This is a genomic window from Streptomyces xiamenensis, from assembly GCF_000993785.3.
GTDB lineage: Bacteria > Actinomycetota > Actinomycetes > Streptomycetales > Streptomycetaceae > Streptomyces > Streptomyces xiamenensis.
On record NZ_CP009922.3, the window covers coordinates 3214748 to 3240305 of the forward strand.

The 25558-nt window shown below is 68.9% G+C and carries 12 protein-coding genes, 3 rRNA genes and 1 pseudogene; 12 read left to right on the forward strand and 4 right to left on the reverse strand.

Features of this window, described 5'->3' with window-relative positions; translation table 11 throughout:
- Positions 1–42 precede the first annotated feature (42 nt).
- Positions 43–1866, forward strand: coding sequence for a DrmB family protein (drmB, locus tag SXIM_RS14745; RefSeq protein ID WP_246156974.1), 1824 nt, complete (start codon positions 43–45; stop codon positions 1864–1866).
- The gene (locus tag SXIM_RS14750; RefSeq protein ID WP_046724318.1) at positions 1860–2963 is read left to right on the forward strand and encodes a DEAD/DEAH box helicase; all 1104 of its coding nucleotides are present in this window, start codon (positions 1860–1862) and stop codon (positions 2961–2963) included. Before drmB ends, SXIM_RS14750 begins: the two co-directional genes overlap by 7 nt.
- Positions 2964–2991: 28 nt before the next feature.
- Here SXIM_RS14750 and trmB read toward each other — a convergent pair whose 3' ends face one another.
- Positions 2992–3714 (reverse strand): tRNA (guanosine(46)-N7)-methyltransferase TrmB, encoded by a 723-nt coding sequence (gene trmB, locus SXIM_RS14755; protein WP_046725669.1) that lies wholly within the window; start codon positions 3712–3714, stop codon positions 2992–2994.
- 147 nt (positions 3715–3861) lie between these two features.
- A complete protein-coding gene (locus SXIM_RS14760) occupies positions 3862–5298 on the reverse strand; it encodes an NsdA family TPR-like regulatory protein (protein WP_030733273.1) in 1437 nt (478 codons plus the stop codon).
- A 516-nt stretch (positions 5299–5814) separates the two neighbouring features.
- Here SXIM_RS14760 and SXIM_RS14765 point away from each other — a divergent pair.
- Both SXIM_RS14765 and SXIM_RS14770 read left to right on the forward strand, forming a co-directional pair.
- Positions 5815–7827, forward strand: coding sequence for an asparagine synthase-related protein (locus tag SXIM_RS14765; protein WP_030733274.1), 2013 nt, complete (start codon positions 5815–5817; stop codon positions 7825–7827).
- 67 nt (positions 7828–7894) lie between these two features.
- On the forward strand, positions 7895–11326 hold the full coding sequence (locus tag SXIM_RS14770; RefSeq protein ID WP_053116201.1) for an AfsR/SARP family transcriptional regulator: 3432 nt from the start codon (positions 7895–7897) through the stop codon (positions 11324–11326).
- Here the strand turns inward: SXIM_RS14770 and SXIM_RS14775 are convergent.
- Both SXIM_RS14775 and SXIM_RS28820 read right to left on the reverse strand, forming a co-directional pair.
- Complete coding sequence (locus tag SXIM_RS14775; protein ID WP_046724320.1) at positions 11313–13256, reverse strand: sigma-70 family RNA polymerase sigma factor; 1944 nt, start codon at positions 13254–13256, stop codon at positions 11313–11315. The two genes, SXIM_RS14770 and SXIM_RS14775, sit on opposite strands and share 14 nt — an antisense overlap.
- Before the next feature lie 123 nt (positions 13257–13379).
- A pseudogene (locus SXIM_RS28820) lies at positions 13380–14299 on the reverse strand (TetR/AcrR family transcriptional regulator).
- 223 nt (positions 14300–14522) lie between these two features.
- On the opposite strand from SXIM_RS28820, the gene SXIM_RS14790 reads away from it, so the two are divergent.
- From SXIM_RS14790 to SXIM_RS14825, 8 genes are all read left to right on the forward strand, one after another.
- Positions 14523–15890, forward strand: coding sequence for an NAD(P)/FAD-dependent oxidoreductase (locus tag SXIM_RS14790; RefSeq protein ID WP_030733283.1), 1368 nt, complete (start codon positions 14523–14525; stop codon positions 15888–15890).
- A 68-nt stretch (positions 15891–15958) separates the two neighbouring features.
- A complete protein-coding gene (locus SXIM_RS14795) occupies positions 15959–17629 on the forward strand; it encodes an ATP-binding SpoIIE family protein phosphatase (protein ID WP_030733286.1) in 1671 nt (556 codons plus the stop codon).
- Between the two features lie 466 nt (positions 17630–18095).
- Positions 18096–19625 (forward strand): 16S ribosomal RNA (locus SXIM_RS14800).
- Between the two features lie 190 nt (positions 19626–19815).
- Positions 19816–22938 (forward strand): 23S ribosomal RNA (locus tag SXIM_RS14805).
- A 49-nt stretch (positions 22939–22987) separates the two neighbouring features.
- Positions 22988–23104, forward strand: a 5S ribosomal RNA gene (gene rrf, locus SXIM_RS14810).
- The 16S, 23S and 5S rRNA genes sit together here, the layout of an rRNA operon.
- A 95-nt stretch (positions 23105–23199) precedes the next feature.
- Positions 23200–24354 (forward strand): acetoin utilization protein AcuC, encoded by a 1155-nt coding sequence (locus tag SXIM_RS14815; RefSeq protein ID WP_046724322.1) that lies wholly within the window; start codon positions 23200–23202, stop codon positions 24352–24354.
- A 617-nt stretch (positions 24355–24971) separates the two neighbouring features.
- Positions 24972–25181, forward strand: a complete 210-nt coding sequence (locus SXIM_RS14820) for a helix-turn-helix domain-containing protein (RefSeq protein WP_019431885.1) — start codon at positions 24972–24974, stop codon at positions 25179–25181.
- Positions 25182–25314: 133 nt separating this feature from the next.
- A complete protein-coding gene (locus tag SXIM_RS14825; protein ID WP_003948845.1) occupies positions 25315–25413 on the forward strand; it encodes a 30S ribosomal protein bS22 in 99 nt (32 codons plus the stop codon).
- Positions 25414–25558: the final 145 nt, after the last annotated feature.

Consider the following 25558-nt stretch of genomic DNA (forward strand, 5'->3'; position numbering starts at 1 on the left):
CGCCGAACGCAGACCATCGTTCCATTCGGCGTCGGCGGAGTCATGGATGTTCTCGGCGAGTCATTTGTGGCCGCGGATATTCGCAGTTGGCCGGCGGCAGCGGAGGGAGTCGACTCGCCGCGGCTCGCAAATAAGTTGCGGGTAGATGGATTTCGTTCGGCCCCGGTCATTCCTTCCGGAAAGGCTGCGTACGCGACCCGTCTCGGTCCTGGATATGTGCGATTTCCGAAGTGGCTGTTCTGTCCGCGCTGCAGAGACATGCAACTGTGGCACACGGATCGCGAGGTGCGGAACAGGCCGCCCACTTGCGGAAGGTGTGCCGACCGATCCCAGTTGGCCCCGATGCGCTTCATCCAGGTGTGCCGTGCAGGCCACATGGCGGACATCGACTGGCGTCGGTGGGCCCACTCGAGGAGCGATGCGCACGAGCAACGCCAATGCCAGGTCCGTCGGCTTCGATTCGTTGCCACCCCCGAATCGTCCGGACTCGAGGCGCTGCGTGTCGTCTGCGTCACCTGCCGGGCCGCGCGCGATCTGCTCGGGATCAGCCGGAAGAATATTCTCAAGCAAATTGGCCAGCGATGCACCGGAAGCAATCCGTGGCAGTCCTCCCCTGGCGCGGAAGATGCCTGCGATGAGATACCGCAGGCCGTTCAGCGTGGCGCCTCAAATGTCTATTTCCCCGTCATCCACTCGGCCATTGATATTCCTTCACCTGTTGGTTCTCCGCAGGAGGAAGAATTGGTTCGAACGGTTATCAACCACAAATATTGGCCGGACTTCAACAGTGCAGAAAATGGCCCGATTTCCGATGCATTGGTCACTGTGATTTCCGAGCAATGTGGAGTAACTCCGGAGTTTGTGAGATCTGTCCGGAATCGTGTCGATGGCGATGGCCTCTCGACCTTGTCGGGTGGGGACGCGGAGGACGACCTCAGCATCGCTGAATGGACTGCTTTTTCAGCCCCTGAATCGGTCGCAGACTCGAAGACGTTCGCGGTGCGTCGCACAAGCCTGGGAATCGACGAGGCTGCCCCGGTGTCGATGAGGGAATTGAACTCCGTCGTTTCTACGGTCGTCGTGGCCGACCGGGTTCGCGAAGTCCGCGCTCTCGAAGGGTTCTCGAGGTACGAGCCTTCAGGGGAGAGCGAGGAGGGGGAAGGTGGCACCATTGTGTCCGTCAACACGGTGACCCGAGCCCCCTGGCTTCCGGCGGTGGAAACCTATGGTGAGGGAATCTTCGTCGCCGTGGATGAGCAGCGTCTGCACTCCTGGGAGAGTCTGGCGCCGGTACGCGAATGGACACGGCGGATCCAGCGTGATCTGGAAGCCTCGTTCAAGGCCGACCGATTGAGAGCGAAATCCGGCCCGGATCTTCTCCCCAGGTTCGTAATGCTGCACACGCTCGCTCATCACTTCATCCGGCAACTGTCCTATGACAGTGGGTACAACGCAGCCTCCCTGCGTGAACGCGTCTACGCCAGGTCACACCCAGCCGGCCGAGAGCTTCCGGCCCAGGCGGGAGTGTTCATCTACACCGCTGCCGGGGATGCGGAAGGCACTCTGGGCGGCCTTGTCCGTCAGGGGCAGCCGCCTCATCTGGCGGAAACCTTGATCCGACTGCTCGAATCAGCCCAATGGTGTTCACAGGACCCCCTGTGCGCGGATTCCACCGGAAGATCATTGGCCAACCTCAACCGAGCTGCCTGCCATGCCTGCACCTTGCTTCCGGAGACATGCTGTGAAATCGACAACTCCCTCCTGGACAGAACTTTGTTGATCGGTGACGGTGAGGTTCCCGGGTTCTTTCGTGACATCGTCAGGACCGCGTTGGAGGAATCGGCTGACGCCGTTGATCCGTGGTGAAGATCCCGTCCCTCCTGGACCTGCGGGCCGAGCAGACGGCGACCATCGATCTCCCTTTCCAGGGACATCACGTCATCACTGGGGCACCCGGTGGAGGAAAGAGCGTGATGGCCCTGTATCGGGCTTGGTCCGTGGCGACGACGGGACGCAAGGTTGTTCTGCTCACGCGATCCAATCTGTTGCAGCAGTACCTTTCCCAAATGGCACCAGAATTGATGGACTCCCTTCATGTCACCACTTTCCATCGATGGGTCAAGAAACTCTGGGGAGCTTGTTTTCGGTGCGATCCGCCATCGATCGATGAGGAGGGATGGAGGTACGACTGGGTCGAGATGATCAGAGCCTGCATCGTTGGCCGCGTCAGCTCGAATGCGCATCTTGTGATCGATGAGGGGCAGAACCTCCCTGTCGATTTCTTTCGACTGGTTCGCTCCCTCGGCATGAGTGCCACCGTTTTTGCCGATGGGAATCAGCGTATCGGTGATGATGAGAGCACCTTGTCCGAGATCTGCAGGGCGCTCGGAGTGCAAAGCGAACCTCTGGTGCTGCAGGACAATCACCGGAACAGTCGAGAGATTGTCATGCTGGCATCGGAGTTCCGAAAGGACGTCCTGGGTGACGTGCCGTTGCCGGAACGTGCCGGGCGTACACCCACGGTGCGAGGTGTCCCTTCGTCGGAGTACCTGGTGGCCGAGGTCGCGAGGTACTTCGGTGCACATCCGGAGCGCAGCATCGGCATCATTTGTCGATCAACACGGATGCTCTTGGATGTGCAGAGCGGCCTCAGGCGCTTGGGGCTCGCCGGACACACTCAGACCTATGTCCACGACGATCGACATCGTCGTACAGTCGATTTCTCTGCCCGCCCCATTCATGTGGTGACCACGGCCAGCATGAAGGGACTCGAGTTCGACAGCGTCTTTGTTCCGGATCTCGACGCCTACACGGAGGATCCGACCGGCGTCGACGTTCGCCTCCGCCTCTTCGTGCTGTGCACCCGGGCCCGAGAGGATCTCTACTTCGCCCATCGTGGACCGGAAGAGCCTGCGGTCCTCTCCGGCATTCCGGATTCCTTGTTGGCCCGTCACGCGGCTTGACACTCGGTGAAGTCGCCGAGGGGTGAGGTCAGGGCTCGTGGCGGAAGAGGAGGTCTTTCACCGCGTGGCCCTTGGAGAGGCCCTGGGACTCGAAGCGGGTGAGGGGGCGGGACTCGGGGCGGGGGGTGAAGGTCTGGGTGGGGGAGAGGTTCGTCAGGGTGGGGGACGCGGTGAGGGTCTCCAGCATCGCGTCGGCGTACGGTTCCCAGTCCGTCGCGCAGTGCAGCAGCGCGCCCGGGGCCAGCCGGGTCACCGCCAGGTCGATGAAGTCGCGCTGGATGATGCGGCGCTTGTGGTGGCGCTTCTTCGGCCAGGGGTCCGGGAAGTACACCCGAAGGCCCGCCAGGGAGGCCGGCGGGAGCATCTCGCGCAGCAGGATGATCGCGTCGCCGTTGGCCACCCGGACGTTGGTCAGGTCCCGCTCCTCCGCCAGCCGCAGCAGGTTGCCCTGGCCGGGGGTGTGCACGTCCACCGCCAGGATGCCGGTGTCCGGGTCGGCCGCCGCCATCGCCGCCGTGGCCTCGCCCATGCCGAAGCCGATCTCCAGCACCACGGGCCGGCCGGCGAAGAGGGCCGGCAGGTCCAGGACGGACTCCCCGTCCACCTCCAGGCCCCACTGCGGCCACAGCCGCAGCAGCGCCTCCCGCTGCGCGGTGGTGACCCGGCTGCGGCGGGGCTGGAAGCTGCGGATGCGGCGTTCGTGGCGGTCGCCCGCGGGGTCGGCCGCCGGGCCGGTGCCCGCCGCGAACATGGGGCGGGGGGCGTCGGTCGGCGTGGGGTTCGGTTCGTTGTGCACAGTGGTGCCATGGTACGTCCGGGGGGCGATGTGACCGGGGTCATACCCGGCACCGGCCCTTACCGGCCATGCCGGGGGCCAGTGCCTCTGTCATGTGCAACGTCACGCAGGAGCAGCCAGGAGCGGACGGGCCTGCTCCTGGAGTTCTTTGACCAGCGGTTCGTTGCCGTACGGGGCCAGCCGGTGCAGCAGATCGCGCACATAGTCGGTGGTGCGCGCCGAGGAGATGCGGGCGGCCACCTCCACGGCCCGGGCGCCGACCGCCACCGCCGCGTCCAGATTGCCCGATTCCAGTTCCGCGACCGCCGCGACCACCAGCCGCAGCCCGTGGGAGCGCACGAACTCCTCGGTGGGCTCCTGCAGCGCCCGTTCCGTGAAGCGCCGCACCTGACCGGGCAGCTTCAGGTCGCTGTAGCACTCGGCGGCGTCGGCGGCCAGCCGGTCGTAGGCGTAGAAGGACAGCCAGCTCGGGTCGCCGTCTCCGGGACGGGAGCGCTCCAGCCAGCCCTCCGCCGCGGAGAGCGCCGAGCCGCAGCCCGGCGCGTCGTTGGCCTTCGCCAGCGCGCGCGCCTCCACCAGGTGGAAGAAGCTCATGGTGCGCGCGGTGGCCAGGGAGCGGTTGCGTTCCAGGGCCGCCTGGGCGAGGTCCACGCCTTCCTCGGCGAAGCCGCGGTAGGTCGCCTGGAGGGACATGGAGGCCAGGACGTACCCGCCCAGCGGTACGTCGGCCGCGGCCTTCGCCAGCCGCAGCGCCTGGATGTAGTACCGCTGCGCCGCTTCCTGCTGGCCGGTGTCGAAGGCCATCCAGCCGGCCAGCCGGGTGAGTTCGGCGGTGGCGCGGAAGAGGGATCGGCCGACCTCGTCGCTGTAGCTGCCCAGCAGCAGCGGCGCCGCGTCGGTGCGCAGGCATTCCGGCACCATCGAGGAACGCCAGTCCCCGCCGCCGTACTTGGAGTCCCAGCGGCGTGCCTCCTCGGCGGCCTCCTGGAGCTTGGACACGTCCGAGTGCCCGACCCGGCCCCAGCCGCCCTCACGTGGGGGCACCTCCCGGCCGGAGGCCGGGGGGCGTTCGGCCTCGCGGGTGACGGTGGCGTCGGCCGGGCGTATCAGCCAGCGGGACACGGGGGTCGCGTAGGCGCTGACCGCGAAGGAGCCGGCGAGCGACTGCCAGATCCCCTTGCCGGGCGAGGAGTCGAGCCGGTACAGCTCGGTGGCGGACTCCACGGCGTGCGCGACCTTGCGCGGGAACGCCAGACCGACCTCCGGCGCCGGATCGGTGTCCGCGAGGCCGATCTCGTGCAGCGGCACGGGCCTGCCGAGCTTGCTGCTGATGGCCGCCGCGATGAGATGCGGGGCGGAGCCCTGGGGCACCATCCCCTTCGTCACCCATCGTGCGACGGAGGTTTTGTCATATCTCAGAGTCAATCCCCGCTGCGAGCCGAGATCGTTCACCCGGCGCGCAAGACCGGCGTTACTGATACCGGCCAGAGCGAGGATCGTCCCCAGCTTCTCGTTCGGCCCGCGTTGCTCCCTGGTCATCCGCGCACCCCTGACACACACCGACGCCTTCCGCCAACCCAGCGTAGTTCGGTGCCTGCTGACCGTTAAGGGGTTTGTTCCCGGATGGCGGAATCATGTCCGTACACAGATTCGAGCGCTTCCCCTCTTCCGGATTGTGCTCCGGGCATGTGGCCGTGCGCCCGGGTGTGCGCTCTGGGCACCGGGCGGGGGCAGAGGTTCGATGGATAACGCGTGGGTCGGCCCGTTGGCCCTCAGGGTTCCGGCGGGCCGGGGGAGCCGCCGTCTCATTCCCCGCGGACGGCGGTCTGGTCCGGGAGACGACCAGCGTCTCCCGGACCACAACATCTTCCGCCCTCCGGGCGACCTCGCCAACGGCCTTTCCCCAGCCAGAGTTTGGCCGAAACACACCGGTTTTTCGGGGCGGGTGCCGGAGCCGGTCGGTTTGGCATGCCCGCCGAACACCGCCCTGGGTATGTCCCGTTCACCTCGCTCCCATGGCAGCATGGGGCCTAAGGTCCAGTGGGGGAGGCGGCGATGCGGTGGTTGGTCGGGTGGTGCGGCGCGTCGGCCAGCGCTGCCCGTGACATCCAGCCCCTGGGCGCGCACTTGCTGTGGGACGGCCCCGACCCGCTGTGGGCGGTGGGCGACTGGCGTCCCGACGAGATCCGCCTCGTCTTCGCGGACGGGGACACCCATCTTGCCGTCTTCGGCTACTGCGGTGCCACCGATGAGCAACTGCGGCGCTCGCTCGTCTCCGCGCGCGCCGGCGCACTGCGCCAGCTCACCCTGTGGCCCGGCAGCTACACCGCCGTCGCCCGCTTCGGACGGCGCACCGTCATCCCCGCCGACCTCGCCGGCACCCGCCCCGTCTTCCACACGGACTGGGCCGGCGGCACGGCCTACGCCACCGCCGCCCTCCCGCTCGCCGACCTGACCGAGGCACAGCTCGACGTCCCACACCTGGCGGCGCTCCTGGCCTGCCCGGACACCCCCGAGGCGTACGGCGACGGCACCCCGTACGCCGGGGTCAGCCGCGTCCCGCCCGGCCACGCGCTCAAGCTGCGCGAGGGCGGCGGCCGCAGCACCGTCGACTACGAGCCCACCGCCCCGCTGGTCGTCGCCGCGCCGCCGCTCGCCGGCGAGGACGCCATCGCCGGAGTGCGCGACGCCCTGATCGAGGCCGTCCGCACCCGGCTCGCCGCGCCACGGCACGCCGACCTGGCCGAGGGCGGCGGTACGGCGCCCGGCGTCGGCGCGGATCTGTCCGGCGGCAGCGCCTCGGCGACACTGGCGCTGCTGGCCGCCGGGCTGCCGGGGATGCCGGGCACGGTGTTCGGCACCGGCGCCACCCAGGCCGGTGAACGGCTGCTCGCCGTCACCTTCAACGACCTCACCGGGAGCGGCAGCTCGCCCCTGGACCTGGAACGGGCCCGCCTGATCGGCGAGAACCCCCGGCTGCACCACGTGGTGGTCACCGGCGGCGAGGAGGCCCTGCCCTACTCCGACCTCGACAGCGGCCCACTGACCGACGAGCCGGGGCCCTCGCTCATCAGCGCCGCCCGGCACCGGCACCGCCTCGCCGCCGGCAGCGCCGACCACCTCATCGGCAACGGGGCCCGCCAGGTGCTCGACGCCCACCCGGCCCGGCTGGCCGACCTGCTGCTGGACCGCCGCCGGCGCCATCTGCTCAGACCGGTCTCCGCCCTGGCCAAGGCCTCGGCGACGGGGGGCCTGCTGGTGCCCTTCACCATCTACCGCGCGGCGCGGCGCCTGGCCCGTACCCCGTACCCGGAGGGCCTGACCAGCACCGCGCTCCAGCTGCGCCGGCCGCCCGACGAGGCGGCCCCCGGGACGCGGGACGGCGCGCTCGGCGCCTCGCTCGCCGCGCTGGCCTGGAGCCGACCGGGACCTGCGGCGCGCTGGCTGACGGGGGAGTCGCTGGCGCAGGTGTCCATCCGTCTGGAGGCCGCCGCCGCCCGCCCGCACTCGGGGTCCTCGGCCGGCCGGCCCGGCGTACGCCGGGCGCGTGCGGCGCTCGCACGGCACGCCGCCGACCACCGGGTCTTCGAACAGGCCACCGAGGTGCGCCACCAGCGGCTGCACGCACCCTTCTACGACAATCAGGTGGTACGCGCCTGCCAGGCGCTTCCGGAGAGCCTGCGCGTCCAGCCGGGAGCGCGCGCCCAGGTACTGCGCGCCGTGCTGGAGGGCGCGGGCGTCCGCGAACTGCCGCCCGGCTGGGGCACCGCGAGCCCCACCGTCCCCGCCGACCCGGTCCGCACCGGCATGCGCGCCAACATCGGCGACCTCGTCGACCTCTTCGACGCCCCGCTGCTCGCCGACGCCGGACTGATCGAGGCCCGCGTCGTCCGCAAGGCCCTGCGCGCGGCCACCGAGGGCGAACCGCTCCCCCTGGACGGCCTCGCCGAACTGGTCTCCACCGAACTGTGGCTGCGCCGCCTGCTGACCCGCCGCGGCTCGTGCTGGACCGCCGAGGGCCACCACGACCCGCGCGCCGTCACCAGCGGGGTCGGGCCCTCCGCCTGACCGCGTGACGCCCCCCGTGCCGGTGAGGCCGAACGCCGCGCAGAGCGGTGCACCGGACAATGGGGCGGTGCGGTTCTTCATCCTGGGCGCCACCGAGGCGCGACACGAGGACGGCCGGGTCATCCCGCTCGGCGGACCGCGCGTGCGCGCCCTGCTCACCGCACTCGCCCTGCGCGCGGACGGTCCGGGCCCGGTCCCCGTCGACACCCTCATCGCCGGCATCTGGCCCGACGGCGACGCCCCGGCCGACCCGCCCGCCGCCCTCCAGGCCCTCGTCGGCCGGCTGCGCCGCGCCCTGGGCGAGGAGGGCAGGCGGCTCATCGGCCACCACCGGGCACCGGCCGGCTACCGGCTCACCGCCGGCCCCGAGTCCGTCGACCTGTTCCGTTTCGAGCGCCTGGTGCGCGAGGCCGACCCCACCCACGCCGACCCCGCCACGGTGGCCCGTACGCTGCGCACCGCCCTCGCCCTGTGGCGCGGGCCCGCCCTCGCCGACCTCCCGGAATCGGCCCGGCACCCCGTCGCCGTGCGCGCCCGGACGCTGCGGCTGACCGCCCTGCGCCGCCGGATCACCGCCGACCTCGCCCTCGGCCCCGCCGAACCGCTGCTGCCCGAACTGCGCGAACTGACCGCCGAGCACCCCCTGGACGAGCCGGTACGCGCCCTCCACCTCCGTGCCCTGCGCGCAGCCGGGCGCCCGGCGCAGGCGCTCGCCGCGTACGAGGCGGTACGCACCACCCTCGCCGAGCGGCTCGGCACCACCCCCGGCCCGGAACTGCGCGCCCTGTACGCCGAACTCCTCGCCGAGGACGCGGGGGACGCGGGGGACGCGGGGGATGCGGGGCCCACCGGGAACCGCGCCGCAGGCAGCCCCGCGCCGCGCCGCCCGCCCGGCACAGCGCCCGCCGGCAACATCCGGCCCCGGCTCACCAGCTTCGTCGGCCGCGAGGCGGACCTCTCCGCACTGAGCGCCGATCTGCGCACCGCCCGCCTGGTCACGCTCACCGGGGCCGGCGGGTCCGGCAAGACCCGGCTCGCCGAGCAGGCCGCACTCGCCACCGGCGGCCAGGACCGCTACCCCGACGGCGCCTGGATCGCCGAGCTGGCCAAGCTCGACCACCCCACCGCCGTCCCCGGCGCCGTACTCTCCGCGCTCGGCCTGCGCGAGACATCCGTGGAACACCACCACGACCCGGCCGCCCGGCTCCTCGAATACTGCGCGGGCCGCGAACTGCTGCTCATCCTCGACAACTGCGAACACGTCATCACGGCCGCCGCCACCCTCGCCGAGACCCTGCTCACCCACTGCCCGCGCCTCACCGTCCTGGCCACCAGCCGCGAGCCCCTCGGCATCCCCGGCGAACGCGTCCGCCCCGTCGAACCCCTGCCGCCCGCCCCCGCCCACCGGCTGTTCACCGAGCGCGGCGCCGCCGTACGCCGTGACCTGCCCGCCGACGAACCCGCCGTCGCCGAGATCTGCCGCCGCCTGGACGGCCTCCCGCTCGCCATCGAACTCGCCGCCGCCCGGCTGCGTACCCTCACCCCACGCCAGATCGCCGCCCGCCTGGACGACCGCTTCCGGCTGCTCACCAGCGGCTGGCGCACCGTGCTGCCCCGCCAGCAGACGCTGCGCGCCGTCGTCGACTGGTCCTGGGACCTGCTGGAGGAGCCCGAACGCACTGTGCTGCGCCGGCTGTCGGTGTTCGCCGGCGGCTGGACGCTCGCGGCCGCCGAAGCCGTGTGCGCCGACGGGCGGACCGTCACCTCCGGCCAGGTGCTCGACCTGCTCGGCTCGCTGGTCGACAAGTCCATCGTCCTGGCGGACACCGGCGCCGACACGACGGACGGGGCGGACGAGGCGGACAGCGCCCCCGGCACCGACACCGCCCCCGGCACCGACACCGCCCCCGGCACGGACGACGGCACCGGCGCGCGCTACCGCATGCTGGAGACCATCCATGAGTACGCGGCCGAACGCGCCGCCGAGCACCCCGCCGAACGCGCCGCCACCCGGGCCCGGCACACCGCCCACGTCCTGCGCTTCGTCCAGCGGGCCGAGCCCCGGTTGCGCGGCCCCGGCCAACTGCACTGGTTCGCCCGCGTCGAGGCCGACCTCGACAACATCCGCGCCGCCCTCCGGCGCGCCCTGCGCGCCGCCGATCGCGACAGCGCAGGACAACTCGTCGTCGGCATGGGCTGGTTCTGGTACCTGCGCAACTACCGTGCCGAGGGCCTCGAATGGATCCGGCACACCATCGCCCTGGACCCGGACGCCGACCAGGACGCGGCCCCCGTCCCCGCCGACGGCGAGCCCTGGCCCGACGACCCCCGCTACCTGCACCGCCTCGAACTGCGCCTGCTGGCCGCTTTCCTGATGCAGGACCAGGACCACAGCAGCTTCGACCTCACCGACGAGACCCTGCACCGCCAGGCCCGCCGGATGTTCACCGCGTTCGGTGTCACGGACCGCGAACGCGGCACCCGCTTCCCCGGCATGCTGTGGCCGTTCACCGGCTTCATGATCGGCGAGACCTTCCACGACATCGCCCGCCGCATGACCGAGTCCATCGGGCGGCTGCGCGCACGACGCGCCTCCGCCGCCGCGCGCGCCACCAGCCCCGGCAGCGGTGACTGGGAGCTGGCCGTCATGCTCCTCTTCCGTTTCCGGGTGAGCCTGGACGTCCCCGGCGCGTACTCCACCGTCCGGCACCGCGCCGCCCACGACAGCGAGGACCTCGCCGAGCTGGAGGCCCTCGCCCACCGGGTCGGCGATCGCTGGCTCACCTGCCAGACCCACGGGCTGCGCGGCGAGTACTTCGTCCTCCTGGGCGACTACCGGGGCGCCGCCGACGCGTTCACCCGGGCCGTCCGCACCGCCGAGGAGGTCGGGGCGCACGCCGAGGTGCCCTTCTTCACCGCCCGCCTCGCCGAAGCCACCTACTACGCGGGGGACATCGACCGGGCCGGCGCCCTCCTCACCGCCACCGTCGCCCGCGCCGAGGAACTCGGCCTGCCCGACTGCCTCGGCCTCACCCAGTACCTGGGCGCCACCATGGCGCTGGAGAACGGCGACCCGGGCACCGCCCGCACCCTGCGCGAGCGCGCCGCCCGCAACCTGAAGGCCGGCACCCCGGCCCCCATGTTCCAGGTCATCATGGGCATCCTCACCAGCCGGCTGCTGCTGGCCGAGGGCGCCCCGTGGCGGGACGCGCTGAGCGAACTGCGCACCGCGCTCTCCTACGGCGTGCTGGTGGGCTGCTCCGATCTCCTCCTCAGCCAGCTGCTGCTCGGCGCCGCGGCCACCGTCTCCGCCGGCGGGCGGACCACGGTGGCCGCACGACTGCTGGCCACCGCGTACGCCCTGCGCGGGGACCTGCCGCTCACCCCGCCCGAGCGGCGCGCCATGGACGCCCTGCCCCTCCCACCGCCCGGCGGCGAACCGCCGCTGGAGCGCACCGAGGCCCTGGACCTCGTCACCCGTCTGCTCAGCGACAGCTGATCTCCGACTGCGCCCAGCCGGCCAGCGCCAGCGCGCTCAGCGGCCGTTCGGGCTCCGTCACCAGCCGCAGCACGGACACCCCGTCCAGCGGCACCTCGACCGGGACGGCCCGGTCCCCGGTGGCGATCACCCCGGAGCGCCACAGCTGCTGACCGTCCCCGTACACGCTGAAGGTGGCCGAGCCCAGCCCGAGGGCGTTCATGTCGTCCATGCCGGCCACCGCGCGGTAGGAGGTGCAGGAACGGTTGAGGTCGATGGTCACCGAGGAGCGGCCGTTGACGGTGATGCCGTGCGCGTACGTCTGCCCGCCGATCGACACGTTCGAGCGCTGCCACACCCAGCCGCTCTCCCACAGCCGGATGGCCGGCTCGGTGCCGTCGTTGAACAGGTCGAAGCGCAGGGTGCGCAACTCGTACGGCTCCGACTCCGGTTCGGGCTCCGGTTCGGGCTCCGGCTCCGGTTCGGGGTCGGGTTCGGGCTCGGCCGGGGGGTCTGGGTCGGGCTCCACCGGTTCGGGGCCGGGCTCGGGCTCGGGCTCGGGTGCCGGCGCCGGCCGTACGGGTTCGGGCTCGGGTTCCGGCTCGGGTTCTGGCGCCGGCTCGGCCGGGGGGTCTGGCTCCGGTTCCGGATCGGGTTCGGGTTCGGGGGCGGGCGGCTCCTCGGCGGCCGGCGGCATCACCGGGGCGGCCGGCGGCGGATCGGCGGCGCGCGGCGGTTCCTCCTCGCCCGACCCGCCGATCAGCGCGAACGCCAGCACGGCCGCCGCCGCGACCACCACCACGCCGGTGGCGGCGCCCGCCTTCACCGAGGAGCCGAGCCCCTCGGCGGCGACCCCGCCGCCACCCTTGGAGAGCACCCCGCCGACACCGCCGGCCGCGGCGGCGGCGCTCGCCGACGCCCCCGCCCCGCCGGCACCCAGCAGCAGCGCGCCGATCTTGCCCGAGGAACCCGCCGCGAACCAGCCGATGACCGCGATCGGCAGCACCGTACGGATCGTCTCGTTCAGGTCCTTCACCTCGGAGGCGGCCAGCCGGCAACGGGCGCACTCCTCCAAGTGCTTGCGCAGCCCGCGCTCCGCACGCATCCGCAACTTGCCCCGAGCGTAAGCTCCCAGCCGGTCCGCGTACCGCGCGCAGTCCCCGCCGTCCGCCCCGACATGGCCGACATGGGCCTGCAAGTACGCCTGCTTGAGCCCTTCGCGCGCGCGGTGCGCCAGCACCGCCGCCGCGTTCGGCGTGAGCCCCAGCAGCGGGGCGACCTCCTGCGGCGAGGACTCCTCGACCGCGGTGTGCCACAGCACGGTCTGCCAGCGCTCGGGCAGCGACCGGAACGCCTGCACGGCGAGGGACGCCTCCGCGTCCCGCATGGCGATGACATCGGGGCCCAGGTCGAGGGTGTCCTCCTCACTGGCCCGCGCCCCGGCCGCCGACACCGCGAACACCGCGAAGTCCTCGATCAGCTGCTCGCGCCGGGCGGTGCGCGCCCAGTCGGCGGCCACCCGCCGCACGGCCGTCAGCAGATAGGCGCGCACCGCGGTCTCGGGCCCGGCTCCGCCGCGTACCGCCTGCAGGGTCGCCGCGAACACCTCGTTGGTCAGGTCGTCGGCGGTGTCGGCGTCCCGGCAGCAGGTACGGGCGTAGCGGCGCACCGGGTCCCGGTGCCGCCGGTACAGCTCGTCGTAGGCGGCCTCGTCCCCCTGCCGCATCCGCTCGACCAGCTCGACGTCGGCGGGGCCGAGGTCCTCAGCGGCCGGCCCGGACGCGCTCTCGCCCGCCGTGGTGCCGGCCGCGAGGGGCTCGCGCTGCCTGGGCACCTTGGAACCCTCGGCGGGTTCCTCCGCGGGACCGTCCGCCCGGCCCTCCGTGTGACCGTCCGCGAGGCCCTCGCGCTCCCCCGAACCATCCTGAGCCTCATCAGCGTCAGCACCCATACGGGAAAGCCCCCCGGTATTGACATACGTGTCAGCGACTTGGGTCAGGTTGCCACACGAACGGCCCACCGCGATCAAAGTTCACCGTAGAACCACCCTTCCGAGCGGTCTCGCGAACACACATCAGTCACGGCCCGGCCGCAGCCCGCGTAACAGCACCTCCAACAGCCGCTCGGCCGCGGCTTCCTGGCGCTCCGGGTCCGTGAGCCGCGGCGGCGCGGCGGCGATCACCAGCATCACGTCCGCCACCGTCACATCCGCCCGCAACTCCCCAGCCACCCGCGCCTGTTCCACCAACTGCCCGACGGCTAGAAGGAGTTCCCGGGTCGCCCCGCTCTCGCCCTCGGCACCCTCGGTCCCGGTCGCACCGTCGGTGCCGGCCCGCTGCCGCGGCACCCTCCCCCAGCCTTCGGCCGGGGGGACCCCCACCCCAGCCTCGGCCGGGGGACCCCCACCCCAGCCTCAGCCGGGGGGACCCCCACCCCAGCCTCAGCCGGGGGGACCCCCACCCCAGCCTCAGCCGGGGGGACCCCCACCCCAGCCTCAGCCGGGGGGACCCCCACCCCAACCTCCGCCGGGGGGACCCCCACCCCAGCCTCAGCCGGGGCCCCGGCCCGGGGCTCCGGCGCCGGCGGCGCCGCCCCCGGCCCTTCGCCCCGCGCCCACCACAGCTCGGGCGGCAGCAGCCGACCGGACCCCGAGGCCGCCGAGCCCCGCACGAACCCCTCCAGCCCCTGCCACGGCCGCCCGTCCGACGCCACCACCAGCGCCTCGGCGGCCCGGTCCGTCAGCCACCGGGTCTGCTCGGCCGCGATGTACCGCACCAGAGCCTCCTTGCTCGGAAACCGCCGGTACACCGTGCCGACCCCCACCCGGGCCCGCCGCGCCACCTCCTCCATCGGCGCCCCGTACCCCTGCTCCCCGAACACGTCCCGCGCCGCGCTCAGCACGTGCCGCAGATTGCGCCGCGCGTCCACCCGTAACCCACCGATCCGGGAGCCCCCGCCGCCCGTCCGCCCGCCCGTGTCATCCGTCCGCGTCATGTCCGTCAACCCCCCGTCAGCACGGACGCCCCCCTCAGAACGCCCCTCCTCCATCTGACCCACGAACATAGTTCAGCCCATCGGCACTGAGAAGCGCCGTGCCGCCACTCTCAGACACCCCGCGGCGGCGCAGCGCGACCGGTCGTCCCGGCAACCGCCCGTTCGGCGCAGCGTCCTGTCCGACCTGTGGACAACACCGCACCACCGAGTGCCTCATGGACAGGTGACCAAGGACGCCACGAAGCCCCCGCACATCCTGATCATCGGAGGTGGATCGGTGGGCCTCTACACCGCCCACCGCCTCCAGCGGCACCTGCGGCGCGAGCTCGGCCGCGGCGATGTCCGCATCACCATGGTCAGCCCCGACCCGTACATGACCTACCAGCCCTTCCTGCCCGAGGCCGCCGCCGGCAACATCTCGCCCCGCCACGTCGTCGTCCCGCTGCGCAGGGTGCTCAACCGGTGCCGTTTCGTCACCGGTGAGGTCTCCGCGATCGACACCGACCGCCGGGTGGCCACCATTCGCACCGCCGCCGCCCAGGACAGCGGAGCGCCTCCGCTGGAGATCGGCTACGACGAGCTCGTCCTCGCCCCGGGCTCGGTCTCCCGCGTGCTGCCCATCCCCGGGCTCGCCGCGCACGGCATCGGCTTCAAGACCGTCGAGGAGGCCATCGGGCTGCGCAACCATGTGCTGGAGCAGCTCGACATCGCCTCCTCCACCCGCGACACCGCCATCCGGCAGGCCGCCCTCACGTTCGTCTTCGTCGGCGGCGGGTACGCGGGTGTCGAGGCGCTCGCCGAGCTGGAGGACATGGCCCGCTACGCCTGCCGCTACTACCCGAACATCCGGCCGGAGGAGCAGAAGTGGATGCTCATCGAGGCCACCGACCGGATCCTGCCCGAGGTGGGTGTCGAGATGGGCCGGTACACGGTGCGCGAGCTGCGCGGCCGCAATATCGACATCCGGCTTTCCACCCGCCTGGAGACCATCGAGAACCGGGTCGCGGTCCTCAGCGACGGCTCGCGCTACCCCACCCGCACCCTGGTGTGGACCGCCGGCGTCAAGCCGCACCCCGTGCTGGCCACCTGCGGCATCCCGCTGGACGAGCGCGGCCGGATCCGCTGTACGGCCGAGCTTCGGGTGCTGGACACCCCACACGTGTGGGCGGCCGGCGACAGCGCCGCCGTTCCCGACCTCACGGCGGACGACCCCACCGCGCTGTGCGCCCCCAACGGCCAGCACGCGGTGCGCCAGGGCCGGCACATCGCCCGCAACCTGCTGGCGACCCTGCGTGGCTCGGCCGTCACCCCGTACCGGCACGCCTATGTGGGCTCCGTCGCATCACTGGGTCTGCACAAGGGTGTCGCACAGGTGTACGGACGCAAGCTGAAGGGCTTCCCCGCCTGGTTCATGCACCGCACGTACCACCTGAACAAGATGCCGACGATCAACCGGAAGGCGCGTGTCCTCGCGGAATGGACCCTTGCGGGATTGTTCAAACGTGAGATTGTCTCTCTCGGCTCCCTGGAACACCCGCGAGCCGAGTTCGAGGAGGCGGCCGGCGGCACCCCCCGCACGGACCGCCCCTGACGCCCGCATGTGACCATGGGTGGCCGGCGGCTCACCCAGAACGACAGACGACGAATGATCGGATGGCAGTGAACTTGACGCGCTGGAGTATCCGGCTGCCCGGAGCGCAGCGGCGCAACGCCGCTGCCGCCCGGGCGGAGACCGGCGGCGTCCCCGCGGCGCGCACGGAACCCCAGCCGCCGCCCGCCGTCCCGGCGCCGGGCGGCGGACGCGGCGTCGACTCCGCCGCCGTCCACGAACTGCTCGGCCAGGTCCCCGCGCCCGTCGCCGTCGTCCACGGCCCCGAGCACCGCCTCGTCTACACCAACGATGCCTACACGGCCGTCTTCGGTTCCCGCGAGCCGGGGAAGCCGGTCCGCGAGTCCCTGGCCGAGCTGGTGGACGTCGGTCTGCTGCCGCTGATGGACCAGGTGCGGCGCAGCGGCACCTCGCGCACCCTCAAGTCCCGCCGGGTCGACGGCACGGCCACGGCCGGTGCCCGCGAACGCGACAGCTTCTACACCTTCACCTGCACCCCGGTGGAACTGCTGACCCCCGAGGACGGCTCCACGGCCGCCGGGGTCCTGGTCTTCGCCTCCGACGTGACCGACCAGGCCGCCTCCGCCGAGCGTCTGCGAGAGAGCGAGAGCCACCAGCGCGAGGCCGCCGTCACCCTCCAGCGCAGCCTGCTGCCCCAGAAGCTGGAACAGCCCGACGACCTGCGGGTCGCGGCCACGTACCAGCCCGGCGGCATCGACGCGGCGGTCGGCGGCGACTGGTACGACGTGATCACCCTCGGCGCCGGCCGCACCGCGGCCGTGATCGGGGACGTGATGGGCCGCGGGGTGCGCGCCGCCGCCGTCATGGGCCAGCTGCGCACGGCGGTACGGGCGTACGCGCGCCTCGACCTGCCGCCGCACGAAGTGATCCAGCTGCTCGACGGCCTGGCCGGGGAGATCGCCCCCAGCCAGATCGCCACCTGCGCCTACACCGTCTACGACCCGAACGAAGGGACGCTGACGTACGCCTCGGCCGGCCATCTGCCGCTGATCGTGCGCGACGCGGACGGCGAGATCCACCGGGTCACCGACCCGACCGGGCCGCCGCTGGGCACCGGCGGCTGGCTGCACACCTCGGGCTCGGTCCCGTTCGGCCCCGGCGCCAGCGCCGTGCTGTACACGGACGGCCTGGTGGAGCGCCGGGACGCCGACATCGACGTGGGCCTGAGCGCGCTGGAGCGTGCCTTCGCCGGCTCGGGCGACAGCCCGCAGATCGTGTGCGACCGGCTGCTGCGCGCGCTGGGCATCACCGGCGACCACGACGACGACGTGGCGGTGCTGGTGCTCGCCTGCCCCGAGCGGGACGGCGAGGAGGCGGATCTCTTCCGGGGTGCCGCACTGGAACTGCTGGGCGGAGTCGAGGCGGCCTCCCGGGCCCGCGCCTTCGCGGAGGGCGTGCTCACCAGCTGGCGCTTCCCCGAGGAACTGCGGGAACTGGGCGTCCTGACGGCCAGCGAACTCGTCGGCAACTCCCTCAAGCACGGCAAGGCCCCGATGCGGCTGCGGCTGCGCAGGACCGACCGCCGGCTGATCGTGGAGGTGACGGACGGGGACGAGCACCTGCCCCGCCGGCAGCAGGCGGACGCGGCCGACGAGACGGGTCGCGGCATCGCAGTGGTGGCGACGATCGCCTCGGAATGGGGCGCCAGGCGGCTGCCGGAGGGCGGCAAGGCCGTGTGGGCCGAGTTCGAGTTGACGTGATGCGGACCGGTGCGTAATGTTCTCCGAGCTGTCCACCCCTCGGGGCCTGGGCGGCACATCTCGCCGCTCATGATCGTCTGATCACGAAGGCGGCACTCACTCGAAAGAGAACGACCCCGCGAGGGCCTTATTTGGCTTGCCCAAATTCGGTACTCGGCTCCGGATTTTGAATCCGGCGGGGAAATCCTCTAAAGTAGTGAACACGCCGAAGGGCGAAAAACTTACCGGGCCGAAAGGCTCAACTCCTCCCAGCGGAGGCCAAGTTCGGGAAACCGAGTGTGGTAAGCTGGGAAACACGAAGGGAAAGCCCGGAGGGGCCCGAGAGGGAACCAAAGGAAGCATCCGTTCCTTGAGAACTCAACAGCGTGCCAAATAGTCAATGCCAGATGATTTACTGAGTCTGCATCTCGACCTCGTCTGAGGTGCAGCATTTAAGCGAGGATTTTCCTTGCTCTTACATGAAGCATTCATGGAGAGTTTGATCCTGGCTCAGGACGAACGCTGGCGGCGTGCTTAACACATGCAAGTCGAACGATGAACCGGTTTCGGCCGGGGATTAGTGGCGAACGGGTGAGTAACACGTGGGCAATCTGCCCTGCACTCTGGGATAAGCCCGGGAAACTGGGTCTAATACCGGATACGACACATGAGCGCATGCTCGTGTGTGGAAAGTTCCGGCGGTGCAGGATGAGCCCGCGGCCTATCAGTTTGTTGGTGGGGTAGTGGCCTACCAAGACGACGACGGGTAGCCGGCCTGAGAGGGTGACCGGCCACACTGGGACTGAGACACGGCCCAGACTCCTACGGGAGGCAGCAGTGGGGAATATTGCACAATGGGCGAAAGCCTGATGCAGCGACGCCGCGTGAGGGATGACGGCCTTCGGGTTGTAAACCTCTTTCAGCAGGGAAGAAGCGAAAGTGACGGTACCTGCAGAAGAAGCACCGGCTAACTACGTGCCAGCAGCCGCGGTAATACGTAGGGTGCAAGCGTTGTCCGGAATTATTGGGCGTAAAGAGCTCGTAGGCGGCCTGTCGCGTCGATTGTGAAAGCCCAGGGCTTAACCCTGGGTCTGCAGTCGATACGGGCAGGCTAGAGTTCGGTAGGGGAGATCGGAATTCCTGGTGTAGCGGTGAAATGCGCAGATATCAGGAGGAACACCGGTGGCGAAGGCGGATCTCTGGGCCGATACTGACGCTGAGGAGCGAAAGCGTGGGGAGCGAACAGGATTAGATACCCTGGTAGTCCACGCCGTAAACGGTGGGCACTAGGTGTGGGCAACATTCCACGTTGTCCGTGCCGCAGCTAACGCATTAAGTGCCCCGCCTGGGGAGTACGGCCGCAAGGCTAAAACTCAAAGGAATTGACGGGGGCCCGCACAAGCGGCGGAGCATGTGGCTTAATTCGACGCAACGCGAAGAACCTTACCAAGGCTTGACATACACCGGAAACGGCCAGAGATGGTCGCCCCCTTGTGGTCGGTGTACAGGTGGTGCATGGCTGTCGTCAGCTCGTGTCGTGAGATGTTGGGTTAAGTCCCGCAACGAGCGCAACCCTTATCCTGTGTTGCCAGCGGATCCCTTCGGGGGTGCCGGGGACTCACGGGAGACTGCCGGGGTCAACTCGGAGGAAGGTGGGGACGACGTCAAGTCATCATGCCCCTTATGTCTTGGGCTGCACACGTGCTACAATGGCCGGTACAATGAGCTGCGATACCGCGAGGTGGAGCGAATCTCAAAAAGCCGGTCTCAGTTCGGATTGGGGTCTGCAACTCGACCCCATGAAGTCGGAGTCGCTAGTAATCGCAGATCAGCATTGCTGCGGTGAATACGTTCCCGGGCCTTGTACACACCGCCCGTCACGTCATGAAAGTCGGTAACACCCGAAGCCGGTGGCCTAACCCCTTGTGGGAGGGAGCTGTCGAAGGTGGGACTGGCGATTGGGACGAAGTCGTAACAAGGTAGCCGTACCGGAAGGTGCGGCTGGATCACCTCCTTTCTAAGGAGCTTCTAGGCTGCCTTTTGGTAGTCCAGAGCCACTACGCCGGCGAGTGTCCGGCGGTGGTTTGCTCATGGGTGGAACATTGACGCTTTATTTGTGCACGCTGTTGGGTGTCTGAAGGTACGGCTGTGAAAGGTCGAATCTTCGGTTGTTGTTTGAGAATTGCACAGTGGACGCGAGCATCTGTGGCCAAGTTTTTAAGGGCGCACGGTGGATGCCTTGGTACCAGGAACCGATGAAGGACGTGGGAGGCCGCGATAGTCCCCGGGGAGTTGTCAACCTAGCTGTGATCCGGGGGTTTCCGAATGGGGAAACCCGGCAGTCGTTATGGGCTGTCACCCACTGCTGAATGTATAGGCGGTGTGGAGGGAACGCGGGGAAGTGAAACATCTCAGTACCCGCAGGAAGAGAAAACAACCGTGATTCCGGGAGTAGTGGTGAGCGAAACCGGAGGAGGCTAAACCGTATGTGTGTGATACCCGGCAGGGGTTGCGCATGCGGGGTTGTGGGAGCTTTTTTGATCGTTCTGCCGGACGGTCGGTGAGTAAGAAACTGTGTGGATAGGCGAAGGGCATGCGAAAGGCCCGGCGTAGAGGGTAAGACCCCCGTAGCTGAAATCTGCATGGCTCACTTAAAGGTTTCCCAAGTAGCATGGGGCCCGAGAAATCCTGTGTGAATCTGGCGGGACCACCCGTTAAGCCTAAATATTCCCTGGTGACCGATAGTGGATAGTACCGTGAGGGAATGGTGAAAAGTACCGCGGGAGCGGAGTGAAATAGTTCCTGAAACCGTGTGCCTACAAGCCGTGGGAGCGTCGTCATGCGCACTTGTGTGTATGGCCGTGACTGCGTGCCTTTTGAAGAATGAGCCTGCGAGTTTGCGGTGTGTTGCGAGGTTAACCCGTGTGGGGTAGCCGTAGCGAAAGCGAGTCCGAACAGGGCGACTCAGTAGCATGCCCTAGACCCGAAGCGGAGTGATCTAGCCATGGGCAGGGTGAAGCGAGGGTAAGACCTCGTGGAGGCCCGAACCCACCAGAGTTGAAAATCTGGGGGATGACCTGTGGTTAGGGGTGAAAGGCCAATCAAACTCCGTGATAGCTGGTTCTCCCCGAAATGCATTTAGGTGCAGCGTCGTGTGTTTCTTGCCGGAGGTAGAGCACTGGATAGGTGATGGGCCTTACCGGGTTACTGACCTTAGCCAAACTCCGAATGCCGGTAAGTGAGAGCGCGGCAGTGAGACTGTGGGGGATAAGCTCCATGGTCGAGAGGGAAACAGCCCAGAGCATCGACTAAGGCCCCTAAGCGTGTGCTAAGTGGGAAAGGATGTGGAGTCGCAGAGACAACCAGGAGGTTGGCTTAGAAGCAGCCACCCTTGAAAGAGTGCGTAATAGCTCACTGGTCGAGTGATTCTGCGCCGACAATGTAGCGGGGCTCAAGTACACCGCCGAAGTCGTGTCACTGCAACAATACTTCTAACGAAGGTTGTGGTGGGTAGGGGAGCGTCGTGTGCCGGGTGAAGCAGCCGTGGAAACGAGTTGTGGACGGTATGCGAGTGAGAATGCAGGCATGAGTAGCGATACAAGAGTGGGAAACTCTTGCGCCGATTGACTAAGGGTTCCTGGGTCAAGTTGATCTGCCCAGGGTAAGTCGGGGCCTAAGGCGAGGCCGACAGGCGTAGTCGATGGATAACCGGTTGATATTCCGGTACCCGTTGTGGAGCGCCAACGCTGAATCAGGCGATGCTAAGCCCGCGAAGCCGCCATCTGTCCCTTCGGGGGTGGGTGGAGTGGTGGAGTCGGTGGTCCAGACCTGTAGTAGGTGAGTGATGGGGTGACGCAGGAAGGTAGTCCAGCCCGGGCGGTGGTTGTCCCGGGGTAAGGGTGTGGCCCGTGGAGCAGGTAAATCCGTTCCACACGAGGGTGAGACCTGATGCCGAGCCGATTGTGGTGAAGTGGATGATCCTATGCTGTCGAGAAAAGCCTCTAGCGAGTTTCACAATGGCCCGTACCCTAAACCGACTCAGGTGGTCAGGTAGAGTATACCGAGGCGTTCGGGTGAACTATGGTTAAGGAACTCGGCAAAATGCCCCCGTAACTTCGGGAGAAGGGGGGCCATTTCTGGTGATGAGACTTGCTCTCTGAGCTGGGGGTGGCCGCAGAGACCAGCGAGAAGCGACTGTTTACTAAAAACACAGGTCCGTGCGAAGCTGTAAGGCGATGTATACGGACTGACGCCTGCCCGGTGCTGGAACGTTAAGGGGACCGGTTAGTCACATTTCGGTGTGGCGAAGCTGAGAACTTAAGCGCCAGTAAACGGCGGTGGTAACTATAACCATCCTAAGGTAGCGAAATTCCTTGTCGGGTAAGTTCCGACCTGCACGAATGGCGTAACGACTTCTTGACTGTCTCAACCATAGGCCCGGTGAAATTGCACTACGAGTAAAGATGCTCGTTTCGCGCAGCAGGACGGAAAGACCCCGGGACCTTTACTATAGCTTGATATTGGTGTTCGGTTCGGTTTGTGTAGGATAGGTGGGAGACTGTGAAGCCTGGACGCTAGTTCAGGTGGAGTCGTTGTTGAAATACCACTCTGATCGTGCTGGATGTCTAACCTGGGTCCGTGATCCGGATCGGGGACAGTGTCTGGTGGGTAGTTTAACTGGGGCGGTTGCCTCCTAAAGAGTAACGGAGGCGCCCAAAGGTTCCCTCAGCCTGGTTGGTCATCAGGTGGTGAGTGTAAGTGCACAAGGGAGCTTGACTGTGAGACTGGCAGGTCGAGCAGGTGCGAAAGCAGGGACTAGTGATCCGGCGGTGGTTTGTGGAAGCGCCGTCGCTCAACGGATAAAAGGTACCCCGGGGATAACAGGCTGATCTTCCCCAAGAGTCCGTATCGACGGGATGGTTTGGCACCTCGATGTCGGCTCGTCGCATCCTGGGGCTGGAGTTGGTCCCAAGGGTTGGGCTGTTCGCCCATTAAAGCGGTACGCGAGCTGGGTTTAGAACGTCGTGAGACAGTTCGGTCCCTATCCGCTGTGCGCGTTGGAGTCTTGAGAAGGGCTGTCCCTAGTACGAGAGGACCGGGACGGACGAACCTCTGGTGTGCCAGTTGTTCTGCCAAGGGCATGGCTGGTTGGCTACGTTCGGAAAGGATAACCGCTGAAAGCATCTAAGCGGGAAGCCTGCTTCGAGATGAGGACTCCCACCCACTTGATGGGGTAAGGCTCCCTGTAGACGACAGGGTTGATAGGCCAGATATGGAAGCCTCGTGAGAGGTGGAGTTGACTGGTACTAATAGGCCGAGGGCTTGTCCTCAGATGCTCGCGTCCACTGTGAATTTTTTTCGAATGACAACCATTAGAGTTTCGGTGGTCATGGCGAAAGGGAAACGCCCGGTTACATTCCGAACCCGGAAGCTAAGCCTTTCAGCGCCGATGGTACTGCATGGGGGACCGTGTGGGAGAGTAGGTCGCCGCCGAACAATCTTTGAAGTGAGCCCCACCGGGTTACCGGTGGGGCTCACTTGCGTTGTGGGTTACCGTGGCAGCCATGAACGCAGGGGCGGCAGCACGGTTGATGTGGGACGACGGAGTCACCCGGTATGACTTCGGGCCCGAACATCCCATGAAACCCGTGCGACTTGAACTCACCATGCGGCTCGTCGAGGACCTCGGCCTCACCCGGCACATCGAGCTCGCCGGGGCCCGCCCGGCCGGGGAGTCCACCCTGCGGCTCATCCACCGCCCCGACTACATCGAGGCCGTACGCCGGGCCTCCGCCGACCCCCGCGACACCGACCGCTGGCACGGCCTGGAGAGCGAGGACAACCCGGCGTTCGCCGGCATGCACGAGGCCGCCGCGCTCATCTCCGGCCTCTCGGTCGGCGGAGCCGAGGCCCTGCACAGCGGAGCCGCCACCCACGCCGTCAACTTCTCCGGCGGGCTGCACCACGCCATGCCCGGCTCCGCGGCCGGCTTCTGCGTGTACAACGACGCATCCCTGGCCATCGCCCGCCTGCTGGAACTCGGCGTGCAACGCGTCGCGTACGTCGACCTCGACGCCCACCACGGCGACGGCGTCCAGGAGGCGTTCTGGGACGACCCCCGCGTGCTGACCCTCTCCGTGCACGAACACCCGCGCACGCTCTTCCCGCACATCACCGGCCGGCCCGACGAGACCGGCGACCCGGAGAAGGCACCCGGCAGCGCCGCCAACCTGGCGCTGCCAGCCGGTACCTCCGACGCCGGCTGGCTGCGGGCCGTGCACGCGGTCCTGCCCGAGCTGCTGGCCGACTTCCGGCCGCAGGTCCTGGTGAGCCAGCACGGCGCCGACACCCACTTCGAGGACCTCCAGGCGCATCTCCTGCTCAGCCTGGACGCCCAGCGGGCCGGTATCGAGGCCGCGCACGACTGGGCGCACCGGTACGCCGACGGACGCTGGCTGGCGCTCGGCGGGGGCGGCTACGCGGTCGTGGACGTCGTTCCCCGTCTGTGGGCGCACCTGACGGCCGTCGCCGCCCACGCGCCCGTCGACCCCGCCACGCCCGTACCCGAAAGCTGGCGGCAGACCGTGTACGCGCTCACCCGCGAGAGCGGCCCGTGGCGCATGACCGACGGGCGGACCCCCAAGTGGCTGGACTGGGAGGCGGGTTACGATCCGGCGGATCCGGTGGACCAGGCCGTCCTCGCCACCCGCCGGGCGGCCTTCCCCCAGCGTGGCCTGCTGCCCTGAGGAGCGGGCGCTGTACGGCGACCCCCGTCCGTACTACGTCACCTGATCCCGTGGCGCGCGTACCGGTGCGGTGTTCTCCTCCCCCCGGTGCGGGCGGGAAGTATCGACTTAACGACCCCATTGCGGATACGGCGGCCGGCGCCCCGTGCGCGATCCGGGGCACGGGGGGAGCCGGGCGGGCGCATGGGTTTTCTTCACCCGGGCCCCAGCACGCCCCCGGCGCACACAACTGCCCCAGTTTCCCGCCGGGTGGACCGTACTTTCCTCCGGCGGTGGCCAAGGCCGCAGGCCACGGGCGGTGTCCGGGGGCGCGCGCGGGAGCCGGCGGCGGGGGCGCGGGGCGCTGTGCCGACCGGGGGCCGGGGACGGCCCGGCGGTCCGCGGCACGGGGCGCGGGGTGCCGGCCCGCACGGATGTGGCCCCGGCTTGCGCCCGAGAGCCCCTGATGCGCTATGGGCGCAATCGGCTTTCTCTGTCAGCTTGGTGGCAAACGGCCGGTTGAGGCACCTCTTCCTCACTCGCATCACCCGCCCCTAATCTGGGGAGGAGCGCACTTGCGAGAGGGAGTCACCGGAGGGGAAGCCGGTGCCCGACATGTGCGGAAGGTCAGGTGTGACATGGCTGCTGGTGAAAGGCTTCTGAGCGAAGCCAAGTTCCTGACCGTGGCGGAGGTCGCCGCGGTGATGCGAGTGTCCAAGATGACCGTGTACCGCCTGGTGCACGCCGGTCATCTGCCCGCGATCCGGGTAGGAAGGTCCTTCCGGGTCCCCGAGCAGGCCGTCCACGAGTACCTGCGGGAATCCTTTGTAGGGGTGGAAAGCGCCTGATGGCGGGCCGGGAGAAGGCCCGCTAGGCACTCGATTTACCCGTATCACCCGGTGACCGGTAGGCTGACCCCCATGTAGGTCGTGTGGGCTCGGACGCCCCGCACCGAGTCATCGAAGTGAGCGAGGGTAAGTCGTGGGCTCTGTAATCAAGAAGCGGCGCAAGCGGATGGCGAAGAAGAAGCACCGCAAGCTGCTGAAGCGCACCCGCGTGCAGCGCCGCAACAAGAAGTGAGCGAGCGCGGCTGAACCGGCCCTCCCGTCATACGGATGGGAGGGCCGACGCATGCCGCCGCTCCGCGGCGCGGGGCCGTCACACGGCCGGCGCGGAATACGTGAAGTGGCCCGGTCGCGGTGTCTTGTCGACACCCGCGACCGGG